This window comes from Nocardioides segetis (genome assembly GCF_051390595.1).
Taxonomy (GTDB): Bacteria; Actinomycetota; Actinomycetes; order Propionibacteriales; family Nocardioidaceae; genus Nocardioides.
On record NZ_JBNINR010000014.1, the window covers coordinates 62,363 to 79,432 of the forward strand.

The window sequence follows — 17,070 nt, forward strand, 5'->3', positions numbered from 1 at the left end:
GGTCGGAGTCATGGCACGCAGCTATGAGCAGATCAGTGCGGAGCAGTTCGCGGCGGCCGAGGAGGTCGGCGACTGGCGGGTGCTGGGCTGGCACGCCTTCGCCGTCTTCCGCACCGGCACCTTCGCCACCGGGCTCGCCCTGGTCAACGCGATCGGCGAGCTCGCCGAGGCCGCCGACCACCACCCCGACCTGAAGCTCGGCTATCCCACGCTCGCCGTCCGGCTGGCGACCCACGACACCGAGTCCCTCACCACCGCCGACCTCGACCTCGCCCAGCGGATCTCGGCTGCCGCGCGCAACCTCGGCGTCGCCGCCGACCCGGAGGCTGTCGTCGCCTGGGAGTGACCTGTTCGTCGCGTGGCGTCGCCCGTGAGTTGGGTGTTGGCGCACCTTCATGCCCCTTGCGGCGCAGAAGGTCAGAGCACGCGTCAGGTGATCCTCTTCCACGCCGAGTAGTTGCCGGCAAGGTCGACGACCCTGACGAAGCGCGGCGTCTTCTTGAGGACGAAGGCCTTGCGGTCGAACTTCCTGAGGCCACGCGGATGAGCCTTCTTCGTCGCGAACTGCACCTGCGCGACACCCGACACCTTGTCGGTCGCGCGGACTCTGACCCTGTATCTGCGGGCGGCCAGCCGCTGTGTCACCGAGCTCCTGCTGCTCGTGGAGGTCGCCGCCTTGACCACCGGCGAGGTCAGGTCCAGCACGATGTCATCGGTGAACGTCTGCTCGCTGTAGGTACTCCCCGAGAAGTTGGGGTCGACGCGAACGAACCGGACGTACACCGTCTTCGGTAGCTTCTCATCACCGGAGCCGACGAGAGTCCACGGGACCGAGGCAGCGAGCTCAGGCGACTGGAAGTTCGCGAACCCGCCGTCATTGTCGATGATCATCCCGTCGCGGTAGTACGCCGGCCAGACCACCTTCAGCGTCACGTGGCGCGAGTTCGTGTACTGCGCGCCGGCATTGATGGAGATGCCGGGCGGTCCGGGCGGTGGAAGCACCAGCGTGAAGCTCTGCGTCGGGCTCGACATCCCGGCGCTCCCGTCGGACTCGATGTTGGCGATCCGGATCGTGTGCGGGCCCGAGCCCGGCACGTTGACCGGCGCACCCGACACACTCACGTCGAAGGTTCTGGCCGCGCTCGTTCCCTCGTCGATGAAGATGCGCACGGAGCTGACTCCGTCTGACCTCGCGAACTGGACGTTGAACGACTGGTCACGGATGACCTGTCCGGGCGTCGGGCTGATGATGGTCGGCGCCGAGGCGACGGGATCGGCCGAGGCGGACGGGAGGACGCCCGCCGAGAAGCCGAGCAGTAGGGCGACGAGAGCGAGACTGACGCGGAGCCGAACGGCGTACTTCACCGGTGAAGAGTAGGCCTGGCGGCGCCGACTATGCAGCCGGATCACGGTGATCGGTCCCGCGCGGCTTTGCCGGAGGGACTCAGGGCTCCTTGAAGACGCCGTGGTCCCCGACTCGTCGCCACCTGCATCTCAGCTCGTCATCGACGGTGACGAGCTCGAAGGTCGCCCGGCCGTCAGGGCTGGCGAACGACCAGGTCATCTCGAGCACGCCGTCGGCACCGCGAACCGACTTCACCCGCAGCGACCCCGGCCACGGGGTCGTCGGGTCGGCCGCATAGGCATCGCAGGCCGGCGCGAACCTCTCGCGAACGACCTTCTTGAACTCCCGCAGCCACTCGCGCTTGAGCCGACGCACGTCGCTGTCGAACGCCGGCGTGGTCTCGAACTTCACTCGTCGCCGGATCCCTCGGCGCCAGAGATGTCGTCGACGTGGATCAGGAAGTCGTCCACGTCCTCGTGGACGGTGACCTGGCCGGCCGCGACGAGGTCGTCGACCTCGCGCTCGCGTTCCTGCCAGCGCTGAGTCCAGAACCACGCCTGGTCAGCCGGCACGGGAAGGGCCGCGCGCAGCTCCAGGACGCCGTCCTCGCGCTCGGTGACCTCCAGCTGTGCCCCTGGCTCGTCGAGGTGCAGGCGCTGACGTACGTCGGCCGGGAGCGCGACGAGGCCCCGGCGCTGCAGGCTGACGTAGCCGTGGAAGCGGGGTGCGGTGTCCATGCACCGATGGTCCCACATGACCGATACACGGCCAAGCCGCAATGCTGCATTACAGCAGCGGAGTTCGCTGTGTCCGGCCAACCGGGCGCGGCGAGGTCGGGCAGGAGCCGTTGCCGGCCAGGAACGGCTCCGCTACGACGAGCATGGCCCGCGGACTCAGCCCCCGACGTAGTCCGCCAGGTGCTCACCCGTCAGCGTCGAGCGCTTGGCGACCAGGTCGGCGGGGGTGCCCTCGAAGACGACCGTGCCCCCGTCGTGGCCGGCGCCGGGGCCGAGGTCGATGATCCAGTCGGCGTGGGCCATCACGGCCTGGTGGTGCTCGATCACGATGACCGACTTGCCCCCGTCGACCAGCCGGTCCAGCAGGCCGAGCAGGTTGGCGACGTCGGCGAGGTGGAGGCCGGTGGTCGGCTCGTCGAGGACGTAGACGCCGCCCTTCTCGCCCATCCGCATGGCGAGCTTGAGTCGCTGGCGCTCGCCGCCGGAGAGGGTGTTGAGGGGCTGACCGAGCTTGAGATAGCCGAGCCCGACGTCCTCCATGCGCTGCAGGATCGCCGCGGCGGCGGGCGTCTTGGCGTCGCCCTCGGCGAAGAACGCGTGCGCCTGCGCGACCGGCAGGTCGAGCACCTCGGCGATGTTGAACTCGCCGAGCCGCAGCTCCAGCACCGACGCCTGGAACCGCTTGCCGCCGCACTCGTCGCAGACGGTGGCGACGGTGTCCATGAACCCGAGCTCGGTGTAGATCATCCCGTTGCCGTTGCAGCTCTCGCAGGCGCCCTCGGAGTTGGCGCTGAACAGCGCCGGCTTCACGCCGTTGGCCTTGGCGAAGGCCTTGCGGATCGGCTCGAGCAGACCGGTGTACGTCGCCGGGTTGCTGCGGCGCGATCCCTTGATGGCGCCCTGGTCGATGACCACCACCTCGTCGCGGCCGGCGATCGAGCCGTGGATGAGCGAGCTCTTGCCGGAGCCGGCGACGCCGGTGACCACGCAGAGCACGCCGAGCGGCACGTCGACGTCGACGCCGCGCAGGTTGTGGGTCGAGGCGCCGCGGACCTCGATCGCCCCGGTGCGCTCGCGCACCGTCTCCTTCAGCTCCGCGCGGTAGGCGAGGTGGCGGCCGGTGAGGGTGTCGGAGGATCGCAGGCCCTCGACGTCGCCTTCGAAGCAGATCGTGCCGCCACCGGTGCCGGCGCCCGGCCCGAGGTCGACGACGTGGTCCGCGATCGCGATCGTCTCCGGCTTGTGCTCGACGACGAGGACGGTGTTGCCCTTGTCGCGCAGCTCGAGCAGCAGTTTGTTCATCCGCTGGATGTCGTGGGGGTGCAGCCCGATGGTGGGCTCGTCGAAGACGTAGGTGACGTCGGTCAGCGCGGAGCCGAGGTGGCGGATCATCTTGGTGCGCTGGGCCTCGCCGCCCGACAAGGTGCCGGCGGGGCGGTCGAGCGAGAGGTAGCCGAGGCCGATCTCCACGAAGGAGTCGAACAGGTGGAGCAGGTTGGCCAGCAGCGGCGCGACGCCCGGGTCGTCGATGCCGCGCACCCAGTCGGCGGCGTCGGTGATCTGCATGGCGCACACGTCGGCGATGGACCTGCCGTTGATCTTCGAGCCGCGGGCGGCCTCGTTGAGCCGGGTGCCGTCGCAGGCCGGGCACGGCGCGAACACCGCCGCCCGCTCGACGAACGCACGGATGTGCGGCTGGAGGGAGTCGACGTCCTTGCTGAACATCGACTTGCGGATCTTGGGGATCAGGCCCTCGTAGGTGATGTTGATCTTGTCGACCTTCACCTTGCGCGGCTCGGCGTACAGCAGGTCCTCGCGCTCGGCCTTGGTGTACTTCGCGATCGGCTTCTCCGGCGGGAGCACCTCCTTGTACGGCGCCACCATCCAGCCGTCGGCGGTGTAGCCCGGGACCAGGATCGCGCCCTCGACGAGGGACTTGCTCTCGTCGACGATCGCGCTCAGGTCGAGGTCGGACACGGTGCCGCGACCCTCGCACTCGGCGCACATGCCGCCGAGGTAGACCGCGTTCTTGACGACCTTCTTCTCGACCTTGCCGCCGGCCTTCTCGGTCTGCATCACCCCGCCCGCCTTGCGGGTCGGGACGTTGAAGGCGAAGGCGGTCGGCGGGCCGACGTACGGGTCGCCGATCCGGCTGAACAGCACCCGCAGCATCGCGTTGGCGTCGGTCGCCGTGCCGACCGTCGAGCGGACGTTGGCGCCCATCCGCTCCTGGTCGACGAGGATCGCGGTGGTGATGCCCTCCAGTTGGTCGACCTCCGGCCGGGCCAGGGACGGCATGAAGCCCTGCACGAAGGTGCTGTAGGTCTCGTTGATCATCCGCTGCGACTCGGCGGCGATGGTGCCGAAGACGAGGGAGCTCTTGCCGGACCCGGACACGCCGGTGAAGACGCTCAGACGGCGCTTGGGCAGGTCGACGTCGACGCCCCGGAGGTTGTTGACGTGGGCGCCCTGCACCCGGATCATGTCGTGGCTGTCGGCGGGGTGGCTGTCGCTGGTGCGGGGGGCGGCAGGCTTCGGCATGCGCCCCATCATGGCGGATCGGACCGACAGCCCGCTCGGTCAGTGGCGCGCCGGGTGCTCCAGCTGAGGAGCGGTCTCCCGCAGTTGGCCGCGCCCCCACAGGTGGTGGATGACCAGCGCGGCGACGACCGAGCCGAGCACCCCGAGGCCGAGGTCCCCGAGGGTGTCCTCGTAGGCGAAGGCGCGCTCCGAGTGCCCGTTGATGAAGGCGACGTACTCGGCGAGCTCCCAGGCGATGGCGGCGGTCGCGCCGACCGCGAGCGCCCGCTCGACCACCCGGATCCGGCCGGCGCTGTGATGGAGGGTCAGCAGGATGACCGCCCCGGCGATCAGCCCGGTGTTGGCGAAGTGCATCAGGTCGTCGAACCAGGCGATCGTGTCGTAGAGATCCATCCGGTTGCCGAGGATGTCGGTGAAGCAGGTCAGCGTGACCATCAGGTCGGGCAGCCACGGGAAGGACGCGCGCTCCTTCCACGCCAGCAGCCACACGACCGGGACCGCGAACGACGCCAGCGGGTAGCCGATGGCACGGGCCTCGGCCGCCTTGTCCCGCAGGTTGCCGCTGTCGGGGTCGATCACCGCCAGCAGGAGGAGCAGCACCAGCAGGCCCTTGGCGCAGATGTCGGCCGATCGCACGACGATCGGGGTCGGGTAGCGGACCACCACGGCCGCATCGGTCATCCGGGCTCCTTCGTCAGCGAGCCGCGATTCTCGCATGACCTCGCCGGTTCGCCCGCGTCGATGGGGTGCCCGCCGTCGTAAGCCGCCGGGTGATGCGCGAGAATCGGCAGTCCTGGAGGGGGATCCGGGACATTCATGGGGGGTGCTGTGGCCGAGGCGACGCCGACGACGTACGAGGAGTTCGGGGTCAGCTGGATCCATCGGGTGCTCCACAAGGAGCGGATCCTGCGCACGGTCGACGAGGTGCTCGGCGACCAGATCGCGCTGGGGCCGATCGGCGCGGGGCCCGGCCGGGCGTTCGCGAGCGTGAGCTTCGTCGGGACCTACCGGCCCACGACGGGCGAGCTGGTGCCCGGCGAGCTGCTGACCTACGCGATCGACCTGCCGATCAGTGTCGTGTTCGACCTCGACCTCCCGCTCGACAGGCTGACGTTCAACGCGGAGGTCGTCGTACCGCTGGTGCTGGTCGTCCACACCGAGGCGCCGCTGCGGCTGCGGCTGGAGCTGCAGACCCCGGACGCGGACCAGATCGGCCTCGAGCTCACGACCGACACCCGGCGTGGCGCGATGCTGCGGAAGGTCGCCGGGCTGGACGCCGAGCTGCGACGGTTCCTGCTCAAGGTGCTGGACACCGAGTTGACCAAGGCCTATGTCCGCAAGGCCACCCATCTCGACATGGAGGAGCTGATCGACGAGGCCTGGCCGGCCTTCACCGCGCAGTTCCTGCCGCGGGGGCCCGAGGATCGACGGGGCTGACGCCGCTCGGCGCGCCGTCGGCGTCCGCTCGTGGGCGGCGACAGAGTCGCCGCCCGGATTCGTGCCCGCGCGCCAGGTGCGTCTCCTCAGCGTGGTGCCGCGAAGGAGGTCAGCTGCGGCTTCTCGTATCGCGCGCGCAGCCGCTCGTAGCGGAAGCGGTTGCGGGCCAGCGGGTCCAGCAGGAGCCAGCGGGGCAGCCAGCGCCGCGCGGTGCGGACGAGGAGGAGGTAGAGCTCGAGCTCGCGTTGTCGCCGCCGGGTCCAGCGCACGCCGAGCAGCTCGCGCATGCGGGGATGGGCCGCGCCCTCCGCGCACACCTTCGCGGGCCGCCCGAGCACCGGCGTGAGGACGCGCCACGCCGGGGCGACCGCCCGCTGGAGCCAGCGGGGACCGACCAGGGTCGGCACGGGGAGCCGGTCGAACGTCGCGTGGGCCCACTGGAGGAACTCGTTGTCGGCGAGCACGGTGGCCGCCACCTCGTCGTAGTACGCCGCCGCCTCGGCCGCGGTCGCGGGGATCCGGGCCTGTTCGCTGGGGAGCTCGAGATCGGTGACGTGCAGGATCGTGCGGTAGGCCACCTCGACCTGGTCCGGTGTGAGCTGTCGGCGGTACGTCGTGACGTAGCCGGTGTGGAACACGAGCAGGCTCGTCGTGCCCACCCACTTCCACAGCGCGGGGTTCATCGCGCTGTAGCGCTCGCCCGCGAAGTGACCCTTGCCCCGGCCTCGGACCTGGCCGTGCAGGTCCTTGAGCCGTTGTGCCGTCGCGCGCCGGTCGGCGTCGTCGCCGAACAGCAGCAGCGGTCCCCACAGGCCGCTGCGGATCCCGCGGTCGGTGAAGTTCTGCGCGAACCGGCCGGTGGCGTCGACGGCCGTCGCGACCTCGCGATAGGCGACCTGGTCGAGGGCGAGGCGCCCGAACAGGGCGAAGGCGGCCGGCGTGCCGAGCCAGGCGCGGACGTCCGCGGCCACCTCGTGGTGCGGCTGCGAGGGGTGCCACGGGGGCACGGCCAGGGGAGCGGCCAGGGGAGCGGCCGGGGGATCGGACATGGGGGAGCTCCTCGTCGCGAACTGTCAACACCGGTTGACAGATCCATTCACCCATCGGTCAACACCCGTGTCAAGATGTCCGCGTGACGGATGGGGTGGCGGGCGCGCGACGGTACGCCGGACGTGCGGCCGAGGAGCGGGTCGCCGAGCGCCGCGGCCGGCTGCTCGCCGCCGGCCTGGAGCTGATGGGCACCCGAGGCGTCGCCGGCGTCACGGTCCGCGGCGTGGCGGAGGCGTCCGGACTGGCCGCCCGCTACTTCTACGAGAGCTTCGCCGGCATCGAGGAGCTCCAGCTCGCCGTGTTCGAGGGCATCGCCGGCGAGGCGGCGGCGCGATCGGTCGCGGCACTGGCGGCGGCGCCCGACGATCCGCGCGAGCGGACCAGAGCGGTGCTGGCGGAGATGGTCGACCTCTTCCTGGAGGATCCCCGCAAGGGGCGGATCGCGCTCCTCGAGTCGATCACCTCACCCGTCCTCGGGCCGCGGGTGCTGGAGGAGTCGCGGCGCTTCGCGGGGATGCTCGCGGCCACCGCGTCGTCGGGTGACCCCGCCGGTCCGGCCGAGGGCCTGCCGGTCGAGCTGCGGCTGACCGCGCAGTTCCTCATCGGTGGGGTCGCGCACGCGCTGGGCGCGGTCCTGCAGGGCGACATCGGTGTCGAGCGCGACCGGCTCGTCGACGTGCTGGTGGAGCTGTTCGCCACGGTGAACGGCTCGGTCGTCAGGCCCTGACCGGCTCGGCGGCGAGCAGCTCGCGCACCCGCGGGGCGACCCGGGTGCCGTACAGCTCGATGCTGCGCAGCAGCTGCTCGTGCGGCATCGTGCCGTTGCTGTACTTCAGGTCGAAGCGCTGGATGCCGAGCGCTCGGACGGCGGCGGCGATCTTGCGCGCGACCGTCTCCGGCGACCCGACGAACAGCGCGCCGTGGTCGACCTCGGCGTCGTACTGCTCGCGCGTGGCGGGAGCCCAGCCGCGCTCGGCGCCGATCCGGTCCCGGTTGGCCTTGAAGTGCGGGAACAGCAGCTCGCGCGCCTCGTCGTCGGAGTCGGCCACGAAGCCGGGGGAGTGCACGCCGATCGGCAGCGCCGGGCGCTCGAACTCGTCGAGGGCGCGGCGGTAGAGGTCGGTGAACGGCGCGAACCGCGCGGGCTCGCCGCCGATGATCGCCAGCATGAGCGGGAAGCCGTAGCGGGCGGCGCGGACGACGGACTCGGGCGAGCCGCCGACGCCGATCCAGGTCGGGATCGAGCCGCGCTCGGTCGTCGGGAAGACGCGGACGTCGCGCAGCGGGGCACGCAGCTCGCCGCGCTCCCAGGTCACCGTCCCCTCGCCCTGGAGCGCGGCCCACAGGTCGAGCTTCTCGGCGAACAGCCGCTCGTAGTCGGCCAGGTCGTACCCGAAGAGCGGGAAGGACTCGGTGAAGGAGCCGCGGCCCAGGGTGATCTCCGCGCGCCCGTTCGACAGCGCGTCGAGGGTCGCGAACCGCTCGTAGACGCGGACCGGGTCGTCGGAGCTGAGCACCGTGACCGCCGTACCGAGGCCGATCCGCTCGGTGCGGGCGTCGATCGCGGCCAGCACCAGGTCGGGCGCGGAGACGGCGAAGTCGTCGCGGTGGTGCTCGCCGACGTTGAAGACGTCGAGGCCCACCTGCTCGGCGAGCACGCCCTGCTCGACGATGGTCCGGATGACGGCCGGGTGGCCGAGTCGTTCGCCGGTCGCCGGGTCGATGGTGACGTCGCCGAACGTGTCGAGGCCGAACTGCAGGTCCTGCGGCCCGGGAAGGGGCTCACGCACCGCCGGCGGCCTTCGCGGCGTCCACGTCGAAGTCACGGACCGCGGCGATGACCTGGGCCAGCGCGGGCGCCGGCAGGGCACCGGCCTGGGAGAACACCAGCGCCCCCTTCTTGAAGGCCATCAGGGTCGGGATCGAGGTGACCCGCGCGGCGGAGGCGAGCTGCTGCTCCTCCTCGGTGTTGACCGAGCCGAACACCAGGTCGCCGTGCTCCTGCGCGGCGGCCTCGTAGATCGGGGCGAAGTTGCGGCACGGGCCGCACCACGACGCCCAGAAGTCGACGAACACGATCTCGTTGTCGAGGACCGTCTGCTCGAAGTTGCCGGCGGTCAGGTCGATGGTGGACATGTCTTCTCAACGCTTAGGTCGTGACTCCCATTCCCTGGCGGCGCCCGGCCCGCCCAGCACGCACGCTGGCGGCGTTGCCGACGCTCGACGTGCGCCCAGCATGCCTTCGCGCCGGCGTCTTGCCATCGCACGCACTGGACGACCCGGGCATCCACCGAGGAATGGGAGTCACGACCTACCGAGCGGGATTGTTCCCCGGTTGCGGTCGACGCCGCCGGCGACGCCCGGGACCGACCCGCGGTCGTCGTACTGCCACACGGCCCAGTCGCGGCCCGGCGGGCGATCGCCGAGGCGGCGTACCCACTGCGGGTGGTCGGCGAGGTCGTCGGCGAACCCGAAGCGCTGCTCGAACTCGGGGTAGAGGTAGACCAGCGAGGTCGTGCCCAGCCGTTCGTCGACCGCGGCGAGGAACTCCCGGATCTCCGCGAGCAGCTCCGTCGCCGGCGGCGGGGTGGCGCAGCTGCCCGCGAGCTCGAGGTCCACGGCGGGCGGGAGGTCGGGGTCCTGTCGGGCCCCGAGGACGGACAGGAAGTGCTCGGCCTGGGCGGCACCGTCGCTGCAGAGCTGGAAGTAGTGGTAGCCGGCGACCGCCACGCCGGCGCGTTCGGCGGCGGTCCGGTGCGCCGCGAAGCGCGGGTCCGTGAACCCGGTGCCCTCGGTCGCCTTGAGATAGGCGAACCGGATCCCGGCGCCCGCCACCCGTGGCCAGTCGATCGGGCCCTGGTGGTGGGAGGCGTCGATGCCCTCGACGAGCGTGGGCTCGGGCGAGGGAGCGGGTGGTGTGGATGCGGGCGGCGTGGATGCCGGCGGCGTGGATGCGGGCGGTGCGGGGGCGGGGGCCGGCGTGGGCGACGCGGTGGGTGTCTTCGTGGACGACGAGGGCGGGGCCGGCGTACCGCCGCCGCAGCCGGCCAGCGACAGCAGCGCCACCGCGGCGGCGGCCAGCGCGGCGGGGCTCCTCATGCGGTCCAGCCAACCATCTCCCCCGGAGAGCCGCTCATCGACCGGGATCCGATCAGCAGGACTCATCGGATCCCGGTCGATGAGTCTCGCCGGGCAGCGGCGGATAGCCTCCTGCCATGGAGACCGCGCGGACCACCCACGTCCTGGTGGACGGGGAGAACATCGACGCGACGCTCGGTACGTCGATCCTCGGCCGGCGGCCCCGACCCGAGGAGCGTCCGCGGTGGGAGCGGCTGCTGCAGTTCGTCGAGCGACAGTGGGGGCAGCCGACCAACGGGCTGTTCTTCCTCGCGGCCAACAGCGAGCTGCCGATGTCGTTCGTGCAGGCGCTGCTGGCGATCGGCTACCGGCCGATCCCGCTGTCCGGCGGCGCGAACCAGAAGGTCGTCGACATCGCCATCCAGCGCACGCTGGAGGAGCTGCGCAGCCGTGAGGCCGATGTCGTCCTGGTCAGCAACGACGGCGACTTCGTCGAGCAGGTCGAGAACGTCCTCGACGGCCGCCGCGTCGGCCTGGTCGGGTTCACCGAGTTCCGCAACAGCGCCTTCGCGCCCCTGACCACCCGCGGCCTGGAGTTCTTCGACCTGGAGTACGACGTCAACGCGTTCAACGAGCGCCTGCCGCGGGTCCGGATCATCCCCATCGACGAGTTCGACCCCACGCTGTTCCTCTGAGCCGAGCGTGTCGGAGATCGAGCTCGCCGCCCGGTCCTCGCTGCGCTCGGACCGCGGGCGTCGCTCGATGCGCTGCGCGTCCGCCACGCTGCCGGCTACGCGGTCGGGTCCGGTGGCACCACCGCCGACCTGGCGGCAACACCGAGTCGTTGGTGCCGGCTGCGCTGCGGTCCTTCCCGGGTCGGGCATAGTGGCCGGATGAGGCTCCTGGTGCTCGGCGGTACCCAGTTCCTGTCCCGTGCGGTCGCGGCCGAGGCGGCCGGTCGCGGCCACGAGGTCGTGTGCGCCAACCGGGGGCGATCGGGCACCGTGCCGCCGGGAGCGACGACGGTGCGCTGGGACCGGTCCGAGGATGCGCCGGCGGCGCTGACCGACGGGGCGCCGTACGACGCCGTGGTCGACGTGGCACGGCTGCCGTCGCACGTGCGTCGCGCCCTCACGACCCTCGGCGAGCGCAGCCCCGACGCACACTGGGTGTTCGTCTCGACCATCTCGGTCTACGCCGACGACGCCGACCCGGCCGGGCCCGGGACGGGCCGGCTCAAGCCGGCGATCACGGACGACCGGGACCCGGCGGCCGACGTCGAGAGCTACGGCGGGATGAAGGTCGCGTGCGAACAGCTCGTGCTCGACGCCGTCCCGGGCGCCGCGGTGGTGCGCCCCGGTCTCATCGTCGGGCCCGGCGACCCGAGCGGCCGGTTCGCCTACTGGGCCCGGCGCTCGACGGCGACCGGCGAGGTCCTCGCGCCCGGCGACCCCGCGGACCTCGTGCAGGTGATCGACGTCCGCGACCTCGCGGCCTGGATCGTGACCCTCGCCGAGGAGCGCACCGGCGGGACGTACGACGCCGTCGGACCCGCGGTCCCGATCGGGGAGCTCCTCGCCGCCTGCCTGCCGGACGCCCGGCTCGTGTGGGTCGACCAGGGGTTCCTCACCGCCGAGGGCGTCGAGCCGTGGTCGGGACCGGACAGCATCCCGGTCTGGCTGCCTCGCCCCGCCTACGACGGGATGCTGGCCCACGACGCGGGACCGGCGCTGGCCGCGGGTCTCGAGTCGCGCCCGGTCGACGCGACCACCCGCGACACCCGCGCGTGGCTCGACGCGGACCCGGCGGCACGGATCACCGGCATCACCATCGAGCGGGAGGCGGACCTGCTGGCGCGCTGGCGGGCGCGCTGACGTCCCGCTGCGGTTCAACGACCGAATCTGTCGTGACCAGACGCGATCGGCGACGAATTCGGTCGGTGAACCGTGCCCACTACAGTCCCGCGGGTGTCCCGCCCGTTCCGCATCGCGACCGCCAACATCAACGGCATCCGTGCCGCCCACCGCCGCGGCTTCGGCGACTGGCTGGCGACCCGTGGCTGCGACGTCGTGACCCTGCAGGAGGTCCGCTGCCCGGTGGACGCACTGCCGGAGGGCGCGTTCGGCGACTACGCCGTGGCGTACGACGCCGGCGAGATCGCCGGCCGCAACGGCGTCGCCGTGCTCACCCGGGAGCCGCCGGCGGCGGTGCGCACGTGGGCGGCCCCCGGGCTCGCCCGACCGCTGCAGCGCGAGCTGCGCCGCCACGCGACGGAGGGGCGCTACGTCGAGGTGGACCTGGCCGACGTACCGCTGACCGTGGCGAGCCTCTACCTCCCCAAGGGCGGCCTGCCGGCCCACCTGCAGGACCCGCGGCGGATGCGCGAGGCGCCCGACGGCGGGGCGAAGTACGACCGGAAGATGGCGTTCATGGCCGGGTTCGCCCGGCACCTGGCGGCTGCCCGCAAGGCGGCGGCCGCGGCGGGGCGGGAGTTCCTGCTGACCGGCGACCTCAACATCGCGCACAGCCGGGCCGATGTCGCGAACTGGCGGCGCAGCAACCGGGTCGAGGGCTTCCTTCCCGAGGAGCGGGCCTGGCTCGACGCCCAGCTCACGCCGCGCACACTGGTCGACGTGGTCCGGCGGCTGCACCCCGACGTCGAGGGGCCGTACTCCTGGTGGAGCTGGCTGGGCCAGGCCTACGCCAAGGACACCGGGTGGCGCATCGACTACCACCTGGCGACGCCCGGGCTGGCGCGGGCGGCGCTGGCGGCGGTCGTCGACCGCGAGCACGCCGGCGTGCGGCTGAGCGACCACGCGCCGGTCGTGGTCGACTACCTGCTCGACGGCCTCAGCTGACCTGCTGCTCGCCGGCGACGGGGACCACGGCCACGGCGGCCAGCGGTAGGGCGGCGGCGAGGGCGTACGTCGCGCCGTACCCCCACGCGGTGATGGTCAGCCCGGCCACCGGTGGGACGGCGACCGCCACGACGTGCTGCGCGGTGTTCTGCACGCCGAGGGCACGTCCGGACCAGAAGGGCCCCGCCCGCTCGGCGACCGCCGTGTAGGCGAGGCCGTTGTCGGCGACGGTGACCGCCGAGGCGGCCACGAGCAGGACGACCGCGGCGACCGTCACCGCGGTGGTGTGGCCGGCGCCGGTCGCGGTCAGGCCGAGCAGCGCCATCGTCGCCGCCGCGAGGAGGGCCACGGCGCGCATCGGTCGCATCCGGCTGCCGACCAGGTCCGAGACCCAGCCGACGCCGATGCGTGCGGCGGCGCCGGCCACCTGGGTGCTCGCGACGACGAGGCCCGCGACGCCGGCCGACCACCCGAGGTCGTCGATCAGCCAGGTCAGGCCGAACGTCCACACGAGGAACTGGGGGACGACCAGGAAGACCGAGGCCGCGTGGATGCGGGTCAGGTAGCTGTCGGCGCGGTACGGGTTGGTGACGACGCGCGCCGCGGACGCGGGCGGCCGGGGCGGGTCGAGCACGACCACGGCGACCGCGGCGGCGACGACGAGGGATGCCGCGGTCGGCACCCACAGCGCCGGGCCGATGCCGTGGCGGTGGGCGATGACCGCGACCGTGGCCGCGGCGATGCCGACCCCCAGCGGCTGACCGGTCTGCCGGATCCCCATCGCGACGCCGCGTCGCTCCGGCGGGAACCAGCCCACGACCACCCGCCCCGACGCGGAGTTCGTGGCGGCGGCGCCGATCCCGGCGAGGGCCAGGGCCGCCGTCATCGGCCACGGCTGGGCGAGCACGGCGGCCGCCGCGCCGCCCGTCGCCGTCACGAGCAGCCCCCCGAGCAGCGCGAACCGCTCGCCGCGCCGGTCCACCACCAGCCCCCACAGCACGAGCGTGCACATCATCCCGGCCATCGCCGCCGCAGCGACGAGTCCGGCCTGGGCCAGGCTCATGCCGTAGCCGCCCTCGGCGACAGGACGGTGCAGCTCCGGGATCAGGAAGCCGGGTGCCGTCACCATCGCCGACGTCGCGGCCTGGGCACCGGTGCCGGCGGCCAGCATCGCCCAGCGGCGCGTGGCCGAGATCGTCCGCTCGGCCGGCGACGTGGTCGGTACGGCGGTCGGGTGCACCGTCCCAGTCAACCAGGCGTGTCCGATGGGTGAGATCCAGGTCTCGATATTCGAGACCTGGGCCGGGCGGCTCGCGCCGCGGGGCGGCCTCGGCGACGTGACACCGTCGGGCGACCCGGGCAGGTCACGTCGGCGGGCCCCCCTCCCGCTGGCCTGTGCCTGCGGGATGTCACGTCGGCCGAGGCCGCGACCAGCCTAGGCAGGACGGCGCCGACCGAGGTAGACGAACGCCGGCAATACCCCATATGGGGGAGACGCGCGGCCCGCGGCCGCCGTCGCGGCGCTCCGAGCGGGCCGCCGGCGTCCCGAATTCTGGGGAGAACGGCGCATCGGTCACCCGCGCGAGGCCCGGATCGAGGACGCTGGCGGAGCCGGTCCAGCCCGCGCCGGCAGCGCTCAGGAAGGCCACGCCGATGACAGCATGCAGCGCAGCGGACGATGCCGCCGACCCCCTGCACGGGGCTCGGACCGCTCCCGTGCCCGACACCGAGGATGCCCGGGTCGTCGCCGGCGAGCTGGCGGAACTGGTCGCCGACGCGCTCGGTCGACCGGTGCGGATCTCCGGGCCCACGCCGTCCTCGGCGGGCGGCGCGGTCTTCCGTGCGTACGACGGCAGCGGGGCGCCGGTCGCGATCGCGAGGTGGGCCGCGGACCCGGTGGCCGGGCGGGCGCTCCTCGACGAGGCGGCGGTCCTCGCCGCGGTGGCCGAGGCCGCGGACGAGGGTGCGCCGCTGGTCGCTCCCCGGGTGATCGCGCTGACCACCCGCCGGGGATGGCCGCTGCTCGTCCAGGAGGCGGGCATGCCGGCGTACCGCACCCGGCCGCCGGGCCGGGAGGCGCTGCTCGCCGCGGAGCGCGCGGTGGCCCGGATGGTGACGCCGGCCGACCTCGACCGCTCCTACGCTGCCCAACTGCGCGCCGTCCTCGGCGGACTGCCGCCGTCGTCGCTGACCGAGCGCCTGATCGCGACGCTCGGGCTGCTCGCCGAGCGCCACGACCTCGACGGGCTGCCGCGCGGCGCCTGGCACGGCAACTGGTCGCCCACCACGACCGCCTCCAGTGCGGTCGGCGGCGGGCGGGTGCTCGCCTGGGGTTGGGAGCGGTTCGCGGTCAACCGGCCCCTCGGGTTCGACACGCTCCACTTCCGGCTCGTCGAGCTGCGCCGTGGCGTCCGGTCGAGCGGCGCCGGCGCCGAGCTGGTCCGGGAGGCGCCGCGCCTGCTGGCGCACTGGCCCGTCCCGGCCGCGGACCGCGACTGCGTGGCCCGGCTGCTCCTCCTGGAGCTCGCGGCCCGTGAGATCGCGGAGGTGGGCGCCCGGCATGCGCCGGTGTCGTGGGCGGCCGACTGGCTGGCGCCCACGCTCTCCAGCGCCTGAGCGGCGCGCGCCTGCGCCCGATTCGGCTTCTCGGGCGGCGTCGCGCTGTCACGATGGTTGCGGCCGTCGGGACGGGGGTACGCCAGGGACGTGGACACCGCCCTGTCGCGCACGCTCGAGCTGATCGCCGAGGGGGTGCGCGAGTTCGCCGGCTTCGACCTCGCCGCGGTGAGCCTGGTCGCCGACGGCGTGCTCCACACCGTCGCGGTCGTGGGCGACGACGAGGCGATCGCGCATCTGGTCGACCTCCGGGCGCCCGTGGAGCTGGTCGAGCGGGAGCTGGAGCCGGCCGAGGTCTGGGGTGACCTGCGGTTCCTGCCGGCCGAGCGATCCGGTGGTCACCTCGAGGGGCACGACTGGGTGCCCGACCTGGTCGCGCTCGACGTCCCCGACGCGTGGCACCCCGACGACCTGCTCTGCGGACTGCTGTGCGACGACGAAGGGCGCCTGCGGGGCCTGCTGTCAGTCGACCTGCCCCGCAGCGGCCGCCGGCCCGACGCCGCGCAGCGCGAGACGCTGCAGATGTACGTCCGGCTCGCGGAGCGGGCCCTGGTGACCGCCCTGGAGCGCGGCGACCTGGAGGTCCGGGTCGAGCGCGAGCACGCAATCGCGGAGTACCGCCGCTCGATCATCGACGTTCTCTCCCACGAGCTGCGCGGCACCGCCGCGGCGATCGGCAACACCGTCGAGGTGCTGCGCCGGCGTACCGGTCTCGACCCCGCGACCCGGTCCGCGCTCGATGCCGTCGACGGTGGGGCGAGCCGGATCACCTCGGTCGTGGAGGACATGGCCGCCCTCGCCAAGTTGGGACGTCCGGGGGTCGCGCTGCGGACCGCGCCGACCGACCTGGGTGCGCTCGTCCGCGACGTGATCGCCTTCCACGACGGCGCCGCGCGCCTGCGGGAGGTGACCGTGTCGCTGGCGGTGACCGGCTCGCCCGTCGTCTCGGGAGACCCGGAGGACCTCGACCGGATGGTGGCCAACCTGCTGTCCAACGCGGTCAAGTACACCGACCCCGGCGGCGAGGTCCGCCTGCGCGTCGCCGGCCCGGCCGCCGGATGGGATTCCGGGCGGGATACCGGGCGGGAGGGCCGGCCGGTCGTGGTCCTCGAAGTGGCCGACACGGGGATCGGCATCGCCGTGGCCGATCGCGAGCACGTGTTCGAGGAGTTCTTCCGCTCCCAGGACGGAGCGGTACGCCGCCGGCCCGGCGTCGGGCTGGGGCTGGCCATCGTCGATCGGATCGTCGCCCTGCACGGTGGCTCCATCCGCGTCGACTCCACGCTCGGTGCGGGCGCCACCTTCACCGTCGAGCTGCCCGCGGGCGACGTACTGCCGGATTCCGCGGGTGGGGGCGCGGAGTCCGGTCGATAATCGGGGGCGTGGGCACCTGCTCCGTCCCTTCCGG

18 protein-coding genes are annotated in these 17,070 nt (G+C 72.9%); 8 read left to right on the forward strand and 10 right to left on the reverse strand.

Annotated elements, in window-relative coordinates; all coding sequences use genetic code 11:
- The first annotated feature begins 10 nt into the window (after window positions 1-10).
- A complete protein-coding gene (locus ACPZVR_RS20095; protein ID WP_436701454.1) occupies window positions 11-346 on the forward strand; it encodes a 4a-hydroxytetrahydrobiopterin dehydratase in 336 nt (111 codons plus the stop codon).
- A gap of 83 nt (window positions 347-429) precedes the next feature.
- On the opposite strand, the gene ACPZVR_RS20100 is transcribed toward ACPZVR_RS20095, so the two are convergent.
- The 5 genes from ACPZVR_RS20100 to ACPZVR_RS20120 all read right to left on the reverse strand — a co-directional run bounded on the left by ACPZVR_RS20100 (window position 430) and on the right by ACPZVR_RS20120 (window position 5,304).
- Window positions 430-1,170: a hypothetical protein gene (locus ACPZVR_RS20100; RefSeq protein WP_436701455.1), complete on the reverse strand. Its 741-nt coding sequence runs from the start codon at window positions 1,168-1,170 to the stop codon at window positions 430-432.
- A 274-nt stretch (window positions 1,171-1,444) separates the two neighbouring features.
- Window positions 1,445-1,756, reverse strand: a complete 312-nt coding sequence (locus ACPZVR_RS20105; RefSeq protein WP_436701456.1) for a hypothetical protein — start codon at window positions 1,754-1,756, stop codon at window positions 1,445-1,447.
- Complete coding sequence (locus ACPZVR_RS20110) at window positions 1,753-2,082, reverse strand: AbrB/MazE/SpoVT family DNA-binding domain-containing protein (RefSeq protein WP_436701457.1); 330 nt, start codon at window positions 2,080-2,082, stop codon at window positions 1,753-1,755. The genes ACPZVR_RS20105 and ACPZVR_RS20110 overlap by 4 nt, the downstream gene beginning before the upstream one ends.
- 156 nt (window positions 2,083-2,238) lie before the next feature.
- Window positions 2,239-4,623, reverse strand: a complete 2,385-nt coding sequence (locus tag ACPZVR_RS20115; protein ID WP_436701458.1) for an ATP-binding cassette domain-containing protein — start codon at window positions 4,621-4,623, stop codon at window positions 2,239-2,241.
- Between the two features lie 39 nt (window positions 4,624-4,662).
- Window positions 4,663-5,304, reverse strand: coding sequence for a DUF2238 domain-containing protein (locus tag ACPZVR_RS20120; protein WP_436701459.1), 642 nt, complete (start codon window positions 5,302-5,304; stop codon window positions 4,663-4,665).
- Between the two features lie 135 nt (window positions 5,305-5,439).
- Between ACPZVR_RS20120 and ACPZVR_RS20125 the strand changes: the two genes are divergently transcribed.
- Window positions 5,440-6,060: a hypothetical protein gene (locus ACPZVR_RS20125; protein ID WP_436701460.1), complete on the forward strand. Its 621-nt coding sequence runs from the start codon at window positions 5,440-5,442 to the stop codon at window positions 6,058-6,060.
- A gap of 86 nt (window positions 6,061-6,146) precedes the next feature.
- Here the strand turns inward: ACPZVR_RS20125 and ACPZVR_RS20130 are convergent, their stop codons facing one another.
- The gene (locus ACPZVR_RS20130) at window positions 6,147-7,109 is read right to left on the reverse strand and encodes an oxygenase MpaB family protein (RefSeq protein WP_436701461.1); all 963 of its coding nucleotides are present in this window, start codon (window positions 7,107-7,109) and stop codon (window positions 6,147-6,149) included.
- Between the two features lie 83 nt (window positions 7,110-7,192).
- Between ACPZVR_RS20130 and ACPZVR_RS20135 the strand changes: the two genes are divergently transcribed.
- Entirely contained in the window at window positions 7,193-7,837 is a 645-nt protein-coding gene (locus ACPZVR_RS20135; RefSeq protein ID WP_436701462.1) for a TetR/AcrR family transcriptional regulator, read from the forward strand.
- On the opposite strand, the gene ACPZVR_RS20140 is transcribed toward ACPZVR_RS20135, so the two are convergent.
- The 3 genes from ACPZVR_RS20140 to ACPZVR_RS20150 form a co-directional block, all read right to left on the reverse strand.
- A complete protein-coding gene (locus ACPZVR_RS20140; RefSeq protein ID WP_436701463.1) occupies window positions 7,827-8,900 on the reverse strand; it encodes an LLM class flavin-dependent oxidoreductase in 1,074 nt (357 codons plus the stop codon). The two genes, ACPZVR_RS20135 and ACPZVR_RS20140, sit on opposite strands and share 11 nt — an antisense overlap.
- Entirely contained in the window at window positions 8,893-9,246 is a 354-nt protein-coding gene (gene trxA, locus ACPZVR_RS20145) for a thioredoxin (RefSeq protein ID WP_436701464.1), read from the reverse strand. Before trxA ends, ACPZVR_RS20140 begins: the two co-directional genes overlap by 8 nt.
- A gap of 168 nt (window positions 9,247-9,414) precedes the next feature.
- Window positions 9,415-10,209 carry a glycoside hydrolase family 25 protein gene (locus ACPZVR_RS20150; protein WP_436701465.1) on the reverse strand — a complete coding sequence of 265 codons (795 nt, stop codon included), beginning with the start codon at window positions 10,207-10,209 and terminating at the stop codon, window positions 9,415-9,417.
- A 116-nt stretch (window positions 10,210-10,325) separates the two neighbouring features.
- Between ACPZVR_RS20150 and ACPZVR_RS20155 the strand changes: the two genes are divergently transcribed.
- From ACPZVR_RS20155 to ACPZVR_RS20165, 3 genes are all read left to right on the forward strand, one after another.
- Window positions 10,326-10,883: an NYN domain-containing protein gene (locus ACPZVR_RS20155; protein WP_436701466.1), complete on the forward strand. Its 558-nt coding sequence runs from the start codon at window positions 10,326-10,328 to the stop codon at window positions 10,881-10,883.
- Window positions 10,884-11,081: 198 nt separating this feature from the next.
- A complete protein-coding gene (locus ACPZVR_RS20160; RefSeq protein ID WP_436701467.1) occupies window positions 11,082-12,062 on the forward strand; it encodes an NAD-dependent epimerase/dehydratase family protein in 981 nt (326 codons plus the stop codon).
- 93 nt (window positions 12,063-12,155) lie between these two features.
- Window positions 12,156-13,046 carry an exodeoxyribonuclease III gene (locus tag ACPZVR_RS20165; protein ID WP_436701468.1) on the forward strand — a complete coding sequence of 297 codons (891 nt, stop codon included), beginning with the start codon at window positions 12,156-12,158 and terminating at the stop codon, window positions 13,044-13,046.
- On the opposite strand, the gene ACPZVR_RS20170 is transcribed toward ACPZVR_RS20165, so the two are convergent.
- Window positions 13,039-14,286: an MFS transporter gene (locus tag ACPZVR_RS20170; protein WP_436701469.1), complete on the reverse strand. Its 1,248-nt coding sequence runs from the start codon at window positions 14,284-14,286 to the stop codon at window positions 13,039-13,041. The genes ACPZVR_RS20165 and ACPZVR_RS20170 overlap by 8 nt on opposite strands.
- Window positions 14,287-14,762: 476 nt before the next feature.
- Here ACPZVR_RS20170 and ACPZVR_RS20175 point away from each other — a divergent pair, with 476 nt between their 5' ends.
- Together ACPZVR_RS20175 and ACPZVR_RS20180 are read left to right on the forward strand one after the other, a co-directional pair.
- Window positions 14,763-15,662, forward strand: a complete 900-nt coding sequence (locus tag ACPZVR_RS20175; protein WP_436701470.1) for a hypothetical protein — start codon at window positions 14,763-14,765, stop codon at window positions 15,660-15,662.
- A 90-nt stretch (window positions 15,663-15,752) separates the two neighbouring features.
- Window positions 15,753-17,036 carry a sensor histidine kinase gene (locus ACPZVR_RS20180; RefSeq protein ID WP_436701471.1) on the forward strand — a complete coding sequence of 428 codons (1,284 nt, stop codon included), beginning with the start codon at window positions 15,753-15,755 and terminating at the stop codon, window positions 17,034-17,036.
- Window positions 17,037-17,070 lie beyond the last annotated feature (34 nt).

Excerpts from the sequence above, each read along its gene's own strand:
- ACPZVR_RS20125 (WP_436701460.1), top strand. The coding sequence starts at position 5,440 with ATGGGGGGTGCTGTGGCCGAGGCGACGCCGACGACGTACGAGGAGTTC.
- ACPZVR_RS20150 (WP_436701465.1), bottom strand. The coding sequence starts at position 10,209 with ATGAGGAGCCCCGCCGCGCTGGCCGCCGCCGCGGTGGCGCTGCTGTCG.
- ACPZVR_RS20160 (WP_436701467.1), top strand. The coding sequence starts at position 11,082 with ATGAGGCTCCTGGTGCTCGGCGGTACCCAGTTCCTGTCCCGTGCGGTC.
- ACPZVR_RS20130 (WP_436701461.1), bottom strand. The coding sequence starts at position 7,109 with ATGTCCGATCCCCCGGCCGCTCCCCTGGCCGCTCCCCTGGCCGTGCCC.
- ACPZVR_RS20120 (WP_436701459.1), bottom strand. The coding sequence starts at position 5,304 with ATGACCGATGCGGCCGTGGTGGTCCGCTACCCGACCCCGATCGTCGTG.
- ACPZVR_RS20095 (WP_436701454.1), top strand. The coding sequence starts at position 11 with ATGGCACGCAGCTATGAGCAGATCAGTGCGGAGCAGTTCGCGGCGGCC.
- ACPZVR_RS20155 (WP_436701466.1), top strand. The coding sequence starts at position 10,326 with ATGGAGACCGCGCGGACCACCCACGTCCTGGTGGACGGGGAGAACATC.
- trxA (WP_436701464.1), bottom strand. The coding sequence starts at position 9,246 with ATGTCCACCATCGACCTGACCGCCGGCAACTTCGAGCAGACGGTCCTC.
- ACPZVR_RS20110 (WP_436701457.1), bottom strand. The coding sequence starts at position 2,082 with ATGGACACCGCACCCCGCTTCCACGGCTACGTCAGCCTGCAGCGCCGG.
- ACPZVR_RS20115 (WP_436701458.1), bottom strand. The coding sequence starts at position 4,623 with ATGCCGAAGCCTGCCGCCCCCCGCACCAGCGACAGCCACCCCGCCGAC.